General features: G+C 38.3%; 14 protein-coding genes. 6 read left to right on the plus strand and 8 right to left on the minus strand.

What is annotated here, in order from left to right; all coding sequences use genetic code 11:
- Positions 1–161 precede the first annotated feature (161 nt).
- The 3 genes from serC (at position 162) to tpx (ending at position 2,925) form a co-directional block, all read left to right on the plus strand.
- A complete protein-coding gene (serC, locus tag KP713_RS03895) occupies positions 162–1,244 on the plus strand; it encodes a 3-phosphoserine/phosphohydroxythreonine transaminase (RefSeq protein ID WP_215769918.1) in 1,083 nt (360 codons plus the stop codon).
- 65 nt (positions 1,245–1,309) lie between these two features.
- Positions 1,310–2,419: a histidinol-phosphate transaminase gene (hisC, locus tag KP713_RS03900; protein ID WP_215769919.1), complete on the plus strand. Its 1,110-nt coding sequence runs from the start codon at positions 1,310–1,312 to the stop codon at positions 2,417–2,419.
- 8 nt (positions 2,420–2,427) lie between these two features.
- Positions 2,428–2,925, plus strand: coding sequence for a thiol peroxidase (gene tpx / locus KP713_RS03905; RefSeq protein WP_048953743.1), 498 nt, complete (start codon positions 2,428–2,430; stop codon positions 2,923–2,925).
- Between the two features lie 80 nt (positions 2,926–3,005).
- Here the strand turns inward: tpx and smrB are convergent, their stop codons facing one another.
- On the minus strand, positions 3,006–3,509 hold the full coding sequence (gene smrB / locus KP713_RS03910; protein ID WP_140449754.1) for an endonuclease SmrB: 504 nt from the start codon (positions 3,507–3,509) through the stop codon (positions 3,006–3,008).
- Between the two features lie 129 nt (positions 3,510–3,638).
- On the opposite strand from smrB, the gene prmB reads away from it, so the two are divergent.
- Positions 3,639–4,583, plus strand: coding sequence for a 50S ribosomal protein L3 N(5)-glutamine methyltransferase (gene prmB, locus KP713_RS03915; RefSeq protein WP_106014124.1), 945 nt, complete (start codon positions 3,639–3,641; stop codon positions 4,581–4,583).
- Between the two features lie 103 nt (positions 4,584–4,686).
- Complete coding sequence (locus KP713_RS03920; RefSeq protein WP_215769920.1) at positions 4,687–5,751, plus strand: MFS transporter; 1,065 nt, start codon at positions 4,687–4,689, stop codon at positions 5,749–5,751.
- 59 nt (positions 5,752–5,810) lie between these two features.
- Here the strand turns inward: KP713_RS03920 and cysB are convergent, their stop codons facing one another.
- The 7 genes from cysB to KP713_RS03955 form a co-directional block, all read right to left on the minus strand.
- Positions 5,811–6,782 carry an HTH-type transcriptional regulator CysB gene (gene cysB / locus KP713_RS03925; RefSeq protein ID WP_065265248.1) on the minus strand — a complete coding sequence of 324 codons (972 nt, stop codon included), beginning with the start codon at positions 6,780–6,782 and terminating at the stop codon, positions 5,811–5,813.
- An 11-nt stretch (positions 6,783–6,793) separates the two neighbouring features.
- A complete protein-coding gene (gene rluB / locus KP713_RS03930) occupies positions 6,794–7,867 on the minus strand; it encodes a 23S rRNA pseudouridine(2605) synthase RluB (RefSeq protein ID WP_215769921.1) in 1,074 nt (357 codons plus the stop codon).
- A gap of 47 nt (positions 7,868–7,914) precedes the next feature.
- Positions 7,915–8,538, minus strand: coding sequence for an L-threonylcarbamoyladenylate synthase (locus KP713_RS03935; RefSeq protein ID WP_005638700.1), 624 nt, complete (start codon positions 8,536–8,538; stop codon positions 7,915–7,917).
- A 134-nt stretch (positions 8,539–8,672) separates the two neighbouring features.
- On the minus strand, positions 8,673–9,542 hold the full coding sequence (sucD, locus tag KP713_RS03940; protein WP_215769922.1) for a succinate--CoA ligase subunit alpha: 870 nt from the start codon (positions 9,540–9,542) through the stop codon (positions 8,673–8,675).
- Positions 9,542–10,711, minus strand: coding sequence for an ADP-forming succinate--CoA ligase subunit beta (gene sucC, locus KP713_RS03945; RefSeq protein ID WP_215769923.1), 1,170 nt, complete (start codon positions 10,709–10,711; stop codon positions 9,542–9,544). The genes sucD and sucC overlap by 1 nt, the downstream gene beginning before the upstream one ends.
- A gap of 35 nt (positions 10,712–10,746) precedes the next feature.
- On the minus strand, positions 10,747–11,838 hold the full coding sequence (gene rlmM / locus KP713_RS03950; protein ID WP_215769924.1) for a 23S rRNA (cytidine(2498)-2'-O)-methyltransferase RlmM: 1,092 nt from the start codon (positions 11,836–11,838) through the stop codon (positions 10,747–10,749).
- Entirely contained in the window at positions 11,831–12,724 is an 894-nt protein-coding gene (locus tag KP713_RS03955) for a transcriptional regulator GcvA (protein WP_215769925.1), read from the minus strand. Before KP713_RS03955 ends, rlmM begins: the two co-directional genes overlap by 8 nt.
- Positions 12,725–13,199: 475 nt before the next feature.
- Here KP713_RS03955 and KP713_RS03960 point away from each other — a divergent pair, with 475 nt between their 5' ends.
- Positions 13,200–14,231 (plus strand): branched-chain amino acid aminotransferase, encoded by a 1,032-nt coding sequence (locus tag KP713_RS03960; RefSeq protein ID WP_005638711.1) that lies wholly within the window; start codon positions 13,200–13,202, stop codon positions 14,229–14,231.
- The last annotated feature ends 120 nt before the right edge of the window (positions 14,232–14,351 follow it).

A 14,351-nucleotide genomic window follows, 5' to 3' on the forward strand; every position in this document is an offset into this window, starting at 1 on the left:
AACTTCACTAATTTAGCTTTTTTTCATCTATTCGTCAAAACCTTACCAATAACTTTTAACAACATTCACCAAAATTGATGGATTTATTTAAAAAGCGTTGATTATCCGCTTTTGTAGTGATAAAAAGAGACCAATATCATTCATAAAAATAAGGAAACACAATGTCACAAGTCTTTAATTTTAGTGCAGGTCCTGCAATGATTTTCCCAGAAGTTCTTCATAAAGCACAAAGTGAGCTTACAAATTGGCTTGATCAAGGGGTATCTGTCATGGAAGTCAGTCATCGTGGCAAATACTTTATGGAGCTTATCACTCAAGCTGAAAAAGATTTGCGTAATATTTATCATATACCTGATAACTACCGTGTCCTTTTCTTACAAGGTGGTGCTCGTGGTCAATTTGCCGCAATCCCAATGAATTTAATTGGGAAAAAAGGGAAAGCACTTTATTTAAATAGTGGACATTGGTCTGCCACAGCAGCAAAAGAAGCACGTAATTTCGGAGAAATTGATGAAATTACAATTGTAGAAAACGGAGACAAAACGCGTATTACTCAACTCGATTTTAGTGATATTGCGGAAAAATATGACTATGTTCACTATTGTCCGAATGAAACTATTAGCGGAGTTGAAATTTTTGATATTCCTAACGTGGGAGATGCCGTATTAGTTGCAGATATGTCATCAAATATCCTCTCTCGCCAAATAGATATCAGCAAATTTGGGGTGATTTATGCCGGTGCACAAAAAAATCTTGGCCCAGCAGGGATTACATTAGTCATTATTCGTGACGATTTAATCGGTCATGCCCGCAAAGACACCCCCTCTATTTGGAACTATGCGGTGCAGCGTGATGCCGATTCAATGATAAATACGCCACCAACCTTTGCATGGTATTTATGTTCTCTAGTATTTAAACATATTCAATCAATAGGTGGCTTAGACATTATTGCTAAACGCAACACATTAAAAGCACAAACGCTTTATAATTACATTGATTCAAGCAAACTATATAAAAATGTTGTTGCAAAGGAAAATCGCTCAACTATGAATGTGACTTTTATCACTGGTAATGCTGAGCTCGATGCGAAATTTGTAGCTGAATCAACGGCAGCAGGCTTACAAGCATTAAAAGGACACAAAGTCCTTGGAGGGATGCGTGCATCTATTTACAACGCCATGCCATTAGAAGGGGTAGAAGCGCTGATTAAATTTATGAAAAAATTTGAAGTAGAAAATAGCTAATCAGAACAGTCTTAACGCCTATTTCTATAATATCTACAATATGAATAAAAAAACGTATAAAAACAATGCAGTACATTAACATCGCCAATCAAGGGGTGAAATCCCTTTCACCTTACCAAGCAGGAAAGCCAATAGAAGAACTCGAACGTGAGCTCGGCATTTCAAATATTATTAAACTCGCCTCAAATGAAAATCCATTTGGCTTTCCCGAAAGTGCTAAACGCGCTATAAATGCACAACTAAATCAACTCACACGTTATCCCGATGCCAATGGTTTTGAACTCAAACAAACTATTGCTCAAAAATTTGGTGTTCAACCTAACCAAATTACGCTTGGAAACGGATCAAATGATTTATTGGAACTCTTTGCCCATACTTTTGCTAGTGAACATGATGAAGTCATTTATTCACAATATGCCTTTATTGTCTATCCACTAGTCACTAAAGCAATTAATGCAGTAGCAAAAGAAATTCCCGCTAAAAATTGGGGACATGATTTAAACGGATTTTTAGCCGCTCTTTCTGATAAAACGAAGCTTATTTATATTGCGAATCCAAACAATCCCACAGGTAACTTTTTAACTGAGCAAGAAATCGATGCTTTTTTAGAGCAGGTTCCTGAAACTGTCATTGTTGTGTTAGATGAGGCTTACACAGAATTTACCCAAAAAGAAGAACGCATAGATTCTTTTAGTCTTTTAAAAAAATACCCTAATCTTATTGTTTCTCGCTCTCTTTCTAAAGCTTACGGATTGGCAGGATTACGTATCGGTTACGCAGTATCTAATCCCGAAATTGCCGATTTATTAAATCGTGTTCGTCAACCTTTTAACTGTAATGCATTAGCATTAACGGCAGCAGTTGCCGTGATGAATGATGATCATTTTGTTGAAAAAGTGGCGGAAAATAACCGCTCAGAAATGATTCGCTATGAAACATTCTGCCAAAAGCACAACTTAGAATATATTCCTTCAAAAGGAAATTTTATTACGATTAATTTTAAACAACCTGCCGCACCAATTTATGATGCCTTATTGCATGAAGGTGTGATTGTTCGTCCAATAGCAGGCTATGGAATGCCAAATCATCTTCGTATAAGTATTGGTTTACCAGAAGAAAATGATCGATTTTTCACCGCACTTTCTAAGGTGCTACATCTCCCTCTCATAAAATAGGAGCTTTTATGACAAAAGTAACAATGATGGGTAATCCCATTGAAGTAAAAGGCCATTTCCCACAAAAAGGCGAAAAAGTAGAAAATGTACACTTTACAAATAAGGATCTAGCTGATGTAAGCTTAGGGGATTTTTCTGGTAAACGTAAAGTCCTTAATATTTTCCCAAGTATTGATACTGGTGTATGTGCAACGTCTGTACGAGTATTTAATCAAAGAGCAGCCACATTAGAAAATACTGTCGTACTCTGTATTTCAGCGGATCTCCCTTTTGCACAAGCACGCTTTTGCGGTGCCGAAGGAATTGAAAATGTACAAACATTATCAACCTTCCGCCATAAATCCGTACATGATACGTTAGGCGTTAATATCACTACAGGTCCAATTGCAGGATTAACTGCGCGTGCAGTCATTATTCTTGATGAAAATAATAATGTCATACACAGCGAATTAGTCTCTGAAATTAAAAATGAGCCGAATTATGATGCGGCTTTGGCTGTGCTATAACTTACATTAGCTAATTAAAATATCCCCTATTTGCAAAAACTAGGGGATATGATAAAAGTGCGGTCAATTTTCTTAATATTTTACACATCCACTAAAATCAAAATTGCCGCCTCACCGCCCCATTCTCTTGGCGCTTGATGTAATGCCCGCACTTTGGGATGTTGTACTAGCCAACGTGGAATTTGTTTTTTCAATGTAAAGGTGCCATAGCCCGTCATGATACTGGCACAATCAACATGCTCATTTTCACAAGCTAGTAAAAGTGCGGCTAATTCTTGCTTAGCTTGTTCACGGGTTAAACCGTGTAAATCTAAAAACAATTCTGGTGAAAAATCTCCACGACGAAGTTGTTTTAATAAATGGGAATCTTCCCCATCACGTAAATATTTCACAACACCATCATGCTCATTCAGTAACGGTTCATATTCATCAGAAAAATAGAACAATGTATCTTCTTTCGCTCGTAATTCTTTCAATTCTATTTTTTTCTGATCACGTTTTTGGCGGGGGGCAACAAAAGTATCTTGTTTAATTGGCTTAATGCCTTTGGTTTCCGCTCGGAATAAATCAAATTCGTCTTGCATTTTTTCTCATTAATTTCAAATTTTGCGTATCATATCATAGTTCTACATTCTCATCTGTGGTATAACTACGCCAAATTTTCATACCGAATTTTATGCTAACTTTTCTACTCACTTTTATGGAGAAATGCGATGGAAACCTCACATAACCAAGAATTAGTTGCAACTATCTTGGAAGATAATGTTGCAAACGAACTGCAAACCATCCAAGATTTTCTGCGTTGGACGTATAGCATTCTCAATCGATCTGATATTTACTTCGGGCAAGGGCACGATAATCCTTGGGATGAAAGCCTGCAACTCGTTTTAAGTGGCTTACATTTACCCATTGATTTACCTACCGAATTATTTAACAGTCGATTAACCCCATCTGAAAAAGAAACCCTAGTTCAACTTGTATTAACCCGAATCGAACAACGTGTACCAGTGGCATATTTAACAAATAGCGCTTGGTTCTGCGGTCACGAATTTTATGTAGATGAACGAACCATTATTCCACGTTCTCCAATTAGTGCGTTAATTCAAGATCGCTTTGAAGATTTAATTTCACAAGAGCCGAATCATATTCTCGATCTATGCACAGGTAGCGGTTGTATTGCCATTGCTTGTGCTTATGCTTTCCCGAATGCGGAAGTAGATGCGGTAGATTTATCAGTTGATGCACTTAATGTCGCGGAGATCAATATTTCACGTCATCAATTAGAGCATCGCGTATTCCCGATTCAATCAAACTTATTTGAAAATATTTTAGGACAAAAATACGATCTTATCGTGACCAATCCACCTTATGTGGACGAAGAAGATCTCGCCGATATGCCAGAAGAATTCCATTTTGAACCAGAGTTAGCCTTAGGTTCTGGCTATGATGGATTAAACATTACCAAACAAATTTTGAAACAAGCGCCAGATTACTTAACCGAAAATGGCGTGTTGGTGTGTGAAGTGGGCAATAGCATGGTAAGCTTAATTGAGCAATATCCAGATGTGCCCTTTGAATGGGTAGAGCTTAAAAATGGAGGACTAGGCGTATTTGCTATTCAGCGTAAGGATTTAGTGAAATATCACGATCTGTTTTAATCTTTCAAGTGCGGTAAAATTTTAATATCAATTTTAACCGCACTTATAAAACTCATGGCGCGCGTTATTCAATGCGTGCTTTTCTTTTTTATCATTTGACTCTATGAATTTACAAAAACTTTTACTTACTCGGCGTTTCTTTTCCACCCTTGCCTTTTTTTCTGTGCAAACGGTATTTCTGATTTATCTACAAAGTAAAGGATTGAACAACAGCGAAATTGCCTTTTCCTTATCACTGCTCTTTTTCTCAAACCAAGCCCTTTCCATTCTTGCTGGTATTTGGGGCGATCGTTATGGTTTAGCCAAAATGATGTTGCTCGGCTGTTTTTTAGATGTAATCGCTTATATTTTCTTTCTCGCAGCAGATAATTATTTATTACTTCTTATTGCGACCACTTGTTTTGGTTTAGGCAGTTGCTTATTTGGAACCAATGCCAAAGCGTGTTTGCTTGTGCTGGCTGGGGATGAATACAAAGAAAAAACGCGCTTGCAAGGGAAATATCTAAAAGTGACCTCCATGTCATCCATGTTTGCGCCGCTTTTAGTTATCCCCTTTATTAAATACGAACATATCGACTTGCTCATCTGGGTTTGTTTTTCAATGGAAGCCGTATTATTCGCCTTAATGGTGAAGCCTTTCTATCAAATTCAAACCTTACAAACGTTGGTGAAATTTCGTTTTACTCAAATTAAAGAAATTATTACAAAAGAATTTCTTATGGTGCATTTAATGCTCTTTTTACCTCTTGCCATTGCGAGCTCTTTCTTTGTCATTTTCCCATTTTTATTTAACAATAAACTTGGCATGCCTGAACATTCGCCGATAGCATTATTTGGTAACGGCTTACTCACCGTGCTATTACAAAGCTATTTTTCCCAAAAAATTAATTTAACGATCAAACAAGCCGCATGGGTTGCCCCTCTGTTGGCTATTGGAATTATCGTGCCTTGGTTTATCACCTTACGTTATCTTTCCGTATTTTCCGCCTATGCCTATCTTGTCATTTTTACCGTCATTGAAGTATATGCCCTCACAGCGATGGCAAACTTATTAGTAAAATTTGATAATGGAACTAATCGTGGTTTTATTTTTGGCGCATCAAGATTATTGCTTTCCATCGCGACAGTTGGTGTGATGAACCTTGTTCCAGTTCTATTTTTAGTATAAAAAAGTGCGGTTGAAATTCTTATTAAATTTCAACCGCACTTTACACCATATAAATAAAATTATTTCACTTCTAATTCAATGCCTTCAAATAATCGCTTCACGGCATTGTTATCACGCAAATGTTCCGCCTTTTCAACAACAGGGCGTGTTAAGTGCGGAGAAAAATATTCCATAAAATCATACATATAATTACGTAAAAACGTACTATGTTTAAAAGCAATATTTGTCATACTGGCACGGAATAAATGACTCGCATCAATTGCAACAAGATCTTTATCAAGCTCAGTATGTGCCATTGATGCCATAATGCCCACACCTAATCCTAAGCGCACATAAGTCTTAATGACATCCGCATCAGTAGCTGTAAATACAATATTAGGCAATATTCCTGCGCTATTAAAAGCATAATCTAGATCGGATACGCCTGTAAAACCAAAGGTGTAAGTAACAAGAGGATATTTTCCTAGTGCTTCAATCGTTAGTTTTTCTGCATTAACTAAAGGGTGATCTGGTTTTACAATGACGGAACGGTTCCACCAATAACAAGGTAATTGAATTAAATCATCATACAAATGTGGCGCTTCAGTTGTAATCGCCAGATCCACCTCACCGGACATTAACGCATCGTGAATTTGTGTTGGTGAACCTTGATGAATATGTAAACTCACATCTGGATATTGTTTAGAAAAACGTTCAACAACTGCAGGTAGCATATAACGAGCCTGCGTATTCGTTGTCGCAATACGTAGTACCCCATGATTAGGTTGCGTATATTCATCAGCTACCGCACGAATACCCTGGGCTTTCACTAATAATTCACGCGCAATCGCAACAATTTTCTTACCAGCAGGTGTTACAGCCTTAATATGTTTGCCATTTCGCTCAAAAATCTCAAGTCCAAGTTCATCCTCTAACAGACGCACTTGCTTACTTATACCGGGCTGAGAGGTATAAAGCGCATTCGCGGCTTCTGTGACACTCAAATGTTGATTTACAATCTCAACAATATAGCGCAGTTGCTGCATTTTCATAAAAAAAGTCCTTATTTTTTATAACGTTTGCTCAGTTCAGAATAACGTTTTACCGCTTTACGAATTTGTCCAGATTTTGGACGACGACGTGGTTGTGTAACATCTAATTTCGTTTCGGTTTCAGCCGGTAATCCCACAAGTTCACGCAAGTAATTGACGTTTTCAAGATCCATTTCTTCCCAGCCACCACGAGGCAAACCTTTCATCAGTTTGATATTGCCGTAACGAATACGAATCAGACGGCTGACTTGGATCCCTTGGGATTCCCACAAACGGCGAACCTCACGGTTACGTCCTTCCATCAAGGTTACGTCATACCATTGGTTAATACCCACACCACCTGTAAATTTAATTTCTTTAAAGTTGGCAGGTCCATCTTCAAGCTGAACGCCTTTGCGTAAACGTGCCAACATTGCATCATCCACTTGACCAAATACACGAACCGAATATTCACGTTCCACTTCACGGCTTGGGTGCATTAGGCGATTAGCCAGCTCACCATCAGTAGTGAAAAGCAACAAACCCGATGTATTAATATCTAAACGCCCCACAGCAATCCAACGAGAGCCGGTTAAACGTGGCAAACGGTCAAACACGGTCGCGCGCCCTTCTGGGTCACTACGAGTACAAAGTTCACCTTCAGGTTTGTAATACATTAACACGCGGCAAATTTCTTTTTGTGCGTGGCTAAGATTAATGATTTGGCCATCAATACGCACTTTCATGCCAGAATGTACGTCAATACGATCACCTAAAGTCGCAATTTTACCCTCTACACTCACTCGGCCGGCGGCAATCATCGTTTCAATTTCACGACGAGATCCTTGTCCAGCACGCGCTAAAACTTTCTGTAATTTTTCGCCCTCTGCTTTAGGTTGATTAGAGGCTTTTACAACAGGTTTTGCTTTTGGCTTAGATAAAAATTTGTTGTCAGCATTAACCGCACTTTTTTTCGTATTTGCTGTTTCTACGCGAGCAGTACGAGACACTGAACGTCTATCATTTTTAGTTGAAAAATCACTTTTCTTTGCTGAATCTTTGGAAAAGTGCGGTTGTCTTTGAGTTTGTTTTTGACTAGGTTTCATTGTTTTCCTTAAATAATGGAAAGGTCGCTTTCACAAGCGTCTATAAGTTAAATAAAAGGAGCGGTACTTCCACTTCCTTCGCGCAAAATCACTGGAGATTCTTCCGTTAAATCCACCACTGTTGTAGGCTCTTGCCCTAAATATCCACCATGAATAATTAAATCGACTTGGTGCTCTAAACGATCTCGAATTTCCTCAGGATCAGATTGAGTGGTATGTTCTTCACCTGGCAACATTAACGAACAAGATAAAATCGGCTCACCTAAGGCTGAAAGTAAATCTAAAGCGATTTTATTATCTGGTACGCGTAAACCAATGGTTTTACGTTTTGATGTCATTAAACGACGCGGTAATTCTTTCGTTGCTGTAAGAATAAAAGTATAACGCCCTGGCGTATTATTTTTAATCAAACGATACGCAGTATTACTTACCGTTGCATAAGTTGAAAGCTCCGATAAATCACTACACACCAACGTAAAATTATGTCCTTCTGGCAATTTACGAATTGCTACAATGCGATCCATTGCATGTTTATCGCCCATCATACAGCCTAAGGCATATCCCGAATCCGTCGGATACACAATCACACCGCCTTTTTGTAAAATCTCTACGGCTTGATTAATCAAGCGCGCTTGTGGATTTTCAGGGTGGATATAAAAAAATTGGCTCATCTGTTTCTTCCTTAAAAAGTGTACGCTGATTATAGCAGTTTTGCGCTCACTTTATAATGGCGAGCATATAAAAATAAAGGCGTAGAGAGTCAATCTACGCCTTATCAAACTAAAGTGTGGTTAATTTTCTGAAATTATTTTAATACCTTTCTCAAGGCTGCACCAATTTCAGCTAGGCTTTTTACACAAGTCACACCTGCGGCCTCAAGAGCTGCAATTTTTTCTTCGGCAGTACCTTTTCCGCCACTAATAATCGCCCCCGCATGTCCCATCCGTTTACCTTTTGGTGCAGTGATACCCGCAATATAGGTAACCACGGGTTTGGTGACGTTATCCTTAATGAAGGTTGCCGCTTCTTCCTCTGCGGAACCGCCGATCTCACCAATCATCACAATAGCTTCTGTTTCGGGATCTTGTTGAAATCTTTCGAGAATATCAATAAAACTAGAACCTGGAATGGGATCGCCACCGATACCCACACAAGTAGATTGACCAAAGCCTTCATCTGTAGTTTGTTTTACCGCTTCATACGTTAAAGTACCAGAACGAGAAACAATCCCCACTTTGCCTTTTTTATGTATGTGTCCTGGCATGATGCCGATTTTACACTCATCAGGCGTAATCACACCTGGGCAATTTGGCCCAATCATTACAACGCCAGTTTCATTTAATTTTTGTTTTACCTTAAGCATATCCAATGTAGGAATGCCCTCAGTAATGCAGACAATTAACTTAATCCCTGCATCAATGGCTTCAATTATGGCATCTTTACAAAATGGTGCTGGTACATAAATGACTGTCGCTCTTGCCCCCGTATTTTCGACAGCTTCACGAACCGTATTAAATACAGGCAAACCAAGATGAGTGCTTCCACCTTTATTTGGTGATACGCCACCGACTAATTGCGTTCCATAGGCTAATGCTTGTTCAGAATGAAAAGTCCCTTGTCCACCAGTAAAACCTTGGCAAATCACTTTGGTATTTTTATCAATTAAAATCGCCATTAGTGTTCTCCTTTTGCTGCATTCACGGCTAATTCTGCGGCTTGTTGTAAACTCTGTGCGGTAAGAATATTAACGTCGCTTTCCGCTAAAATTTGGCGACCGATTTCAGCATTCGTTCCTTCTAATCGCACAACCACAGGCACTCTCACGCCCACTTCATTTACTGCAGCAATCACGCCTTCAGCAATCAAATCACAACGAACAATGCCACCAAAAATATTCACTAAAATCACCTTCACAGAAGGATCGGTTAAAATGATTTTGAATGCTTCAGCAACCCGCTCTTTCGTTGCACCACCACCGACATCAAGAAAATTCGCAGGCTTCCCACCATAGAGTTTCACAATATCCATAGTTCCCATTGCAAGCCCTGCCCCGTTTACCATACAACCAATGTCGCCCTCTAAAGCCACATAGTTTAACTGGAATTTTTCAGCTTCTGCTTCACGAGCATCATCTTGAGTTAAATCTTGCAGTGCCAATAAATCTTTATGACGAAATAAAGCGTTATCATCAACTGATATTTTGGCATCGAGACAAACCAAATTGCCTTGTTTAGTTAGAACAAGCGGATTGACTTCCACTAAAGATAAATCTTTTTCTAGAAACAACCGAGATAATCCCATAAAAATATCGGTAAACTGTTTGTTTTGCGCACCACTTAATCCTAATTTAAACGCTAATTCACGCCCTTGATAAGGCAATCCTCCAAATAAAGGATCAATGGTGACTTTGTGAAGTAAGTGCGGTGAATTTTGCGCGATTTCTTCAATATTCATTCCACCAGCAGGAGAAGCAATAAACACCACTTTTTGAGAAGCGCGATCAACGACCGCACTTAAGTAAAATTCTTTATCAATATCGCAAGTTTCTTCAAAATAAATCTGGTTTACTGGCTGACCCGATTTATCCGTTTGAAAAGTGACTAAACGTTGTCCCAGCCATTTTTCTGCAAAAGCTCTTGCTTCCTCTATATCATGTACCAATTTTACGCCACCCGCTTTACCACGCCCACCAGCATGAACTTGGCATTTCGCCGCCCACTTATCGCCAGAAAGTTGAGCCAGTACCAAATCTACTTCATCAACAGATTGACAGACTGCCCCATTTTTTACAGGTAATCTATAATGCTCAAATAGTTGTTTTGCTTGGTATTCGTGTAAATTCATTCGCGACGTCCTTTTTGGTTATGAAAACAATTCACTCAAGGTTTTAATGCTATATGTACCGTGATTTCTTCACGATCGTGATATAAATGTTTTGCTTGAATATCAAAATTTAAATTCTGCTCAGCCAACATCACAGCCAAATTTTCTAAGCATAATATCACTTCTTGATAACGTTTTTTCATGGGTAATTTTAAATTGAAGATCGTTTCTCGGCACCAACCATTCAACAACCATTTGCCAATCAATAAAGAAATACGACTTGGTTGTTCCACCATATCACAGACTAACCAATCCACTTTTTTCCTTTTTGGGGGCTGAAATTTAAAACCATCTTCCGCACAATGTTCAATGCGCCCCGTATCATGCAAACTCGCTGCCATTTTTCCGTGATCAACTGCATAAACAAATAAACCGCGTTTGACTAATTGATACGTCCAACCGCCAGGGCAAGCCCCTAAATCAACGCCAATCATATTTTCATTTAAACGTTTATTCTCTTCTTTACGCGGAATAAAAGTCAAAATAGCTTCTTCCAGTTTTAACGTAGATCGACTCGGCGCATCTGCCGGAAATTTTAAACGAGGGATTCCCATAAAATGAGGAGAATGATTATCTACATAAGAATATCCCACATAACAGCAATTCGGTTTCACAAAAAAACAATGTAAAAATTGACCGCTCTTTTGACTCGCCTTTGCCGAAAACCAACCTTGTTTTTTCAATGCCTGACGTAAAGGCACGGTAAATTTACGACAAAAAGTGGAAAGCTCCTTCGCTTCATTTGTATCTGCAGTTTCGACAAAAAGCTCGCTAGATTGAGCAAAATTAATTTGTTGTGATAATTCTTCAAACGCCGCGACGATGGGACTAATACGATCAGCGGGATCTAAATCTTCCAATAAGTCGGAAATAACCATCATCTGACGAGCAAAAATCAAACGATTAAAAGGAATATCTCGAGCAAGGCGATCTGCCTCATCAGGTTGATAACATTCAAAAATGACATAGCCCGAATTATCTTGTACTCGTGCAAAACCAAATATACCTAAATTACTTGCTTGATCGGTGATCTCTGCGGCGACTTCTTTCTCAAAACCTGGACGACAATATAATGCGAGTTTATTCATTTTCTTCTTGTTTAATTGAGTTAATAATCCACTGACGGAATGCTTGAATTTTTTGATCATCTAGGCGATCAAGATGATTGACCACATAAAATGATTTTGGATCAGACAAATTGGTTGGCAATACCACTTTTAAAGAGCCATTTTCAATTTCTTGCAAGGCTAATAAGCGATTAGCTAAGACAATGCCTTGCCCATGAATCGCAGCCTGTAACGCCATGAATGTATGGCTAAATAACGGCCCTTGCTGAATATTTAAATCGTCTAACTGTAAATGATTTGCCATCACTTGCCAATTATCGCGCGTATGAATATGAATTAATGTGTGTTTTTTTAAATCTTCAGGCTGAATAATTGGATTTTCGGCTAACAATTCAGGTGCGGCTAAAATCAATAAATTTTCTTCGCAAAGACGATCTACTTGAAGATTCTGCCAATTTCCCAAACCATAATAAATAGCAAGATCAATTTCTTTATTTAACAAGCCTTCATCTTGATCCACGCCGGTTAAACGCACCTCAATTTGCGGATAAAGCTGATTAAATTCACTTAAATGTGGCACGAGCCATTGGATACCAAAAGTTTGTGGCACGCTAATATTTAAATGCGGATCCGTTTTTAACGTTAACAATCGCTCTGTTGCTTCATTTAAGCGGCGCAGAATTTTATTAATATCAACAAAATAAGCTTTTCCAAGCTCTGTTAATTCTAAAGAACGATTCTTTCGCTTAAATAATTCAATTCCTAAGAACTCTTCTAATAATTTAATTTGATGACTAACTGCCGCTTGTGTCACACAAAGCTCATCTGCCGCTTTAGTAAAACTTAAATAGCGAGCAGCTGACTCAAAAGCTTTTAGCGAATTCAACGGTGGCAAACGTTTATACATAAGTATTTCCATTCATAAAATTTTTGTCTATAATAGACAAGATTTAATTCGGATTAGTTTTTCTAATACTTCAGATAAAAAAACGTCATTTGTCCTTTTCTACCCTTTTTCCTTACAATACAGCCATACTTAATGATTGGTAATTCCTTACTAGTTAATGAGTTTCGGACTTAAGTATGATGTTGTGTTTGCATATAGTTCGGGTAACCGAACTTGAGTAACAAAATCAAGTTACTCATTTACTTCCTGTATATTTAAACCTTATTGGTTAAACGCTACTCTTCTTGAGTGGCGTTTTTTTCTTCCTGATTCTATCACAGTTACATCTTGATTTTCTGATCGACTTCACAAATTTCACAATTATTCGTTAATTTTCTAAAAATTAATCAATTTTGAAAATTTAAGATTCAAATTCCCATAATAATGATGTAGATTAACCCCTATTTCATTCATAAAAATAAATTAAGGAAGCAAAATGAAAGACTTAGACTGGAATAACCTTGGTTTTAGTTATATCAAAACAGATTACCGTTTCATCGCCCACTGGAAAGATGGCAAATGGGATGAAGGCAAACTCACCACAGACAATACCTTACATATTCACGAAGGTTCTACCGCACTGCACTATGGTCAACAATGCTTTGAAGGCTTAAAAGCTTATCGTTGCAAAGACGGTTCAATCAACTTATTCCGTCCACAAGAAAATGCAAAACGCATGCAGCATACTTCTGATCGTTTACTCATGCCACAAGTGCCAACAGAATTATTTATCCGTGCATGTAAAGAAGTAGTGAAAGCAAACGAAGAATGGGTCGGACCTTACGGTTCTGGTGCAACTCTATACTTACGCCCATTTTTAATTGGTGTGGGTGAAAATATTGGTGTAAAAGCTGCGCCAGAATTTATTTTCTCTGTATTCTGCTGCCCAGTGGGAGCCTATTTCAAAGGTGGTTTAACTCCATCTAACTTTATTACCACCGAATACGATCGCGCTGCACCAATGGGAACCGGTGGCGTAAAAGTGGGTGGTAACTACGCTGCAAGCCTTCTTCCACACGTATTAGCAGCAGAACAAGGTACGCCAGAACGTAAATTCGCTGATGCCATTTATTTAGATCCCAAAACTCACACTAAAATTGAAGAAGTCGGTGCGGCAAACTTCTTTGGAATCACAAAAGATAATAAATTCATCACACCAAAATCAGAATCTATTTTACCAAGTATCACCAAATACTCTCTTTTACATATCGCAAAAGAGCGTTTAGGTATGGAAGCAATTGAAGGCGATGTTTATATCGATCAGCTAGATCAATTTGCTGAAGCGGGTGCCTGTGGCACTGCAGCGGTCATTTCACCTGTTGGCGGAATCCAACATAAAGGTAAATTCCATGTGTTCTATTCTGAAACTGAAGTTGGCCCAATAACACGTCGCCTTTATGAAGAGCTCACAGGCATCCAATTCGGTGATGTCGAAGCGCCTGAAGGCTGGATTGTGAAAGTAGAATAATAAATAAGTGCGGTGACTTTTCACCGCATTTTCTTTATCTCGTCTTATTCTATTTCGCTATAAATCATTCATTTCAATTCTTTCTCAACATAAAAAATCTCTTTTATTATCTTTTTACAA

The organism is Haemophilus sp. SZY H36, from assembly GCF_018829625.1.
GTDB lineage: Bacteria > Pseudomonadota > Gammaproteobacteria > Enterobacterales > Pasteurellaceae > Haemophilus > Haemophilus haemolyticus_K.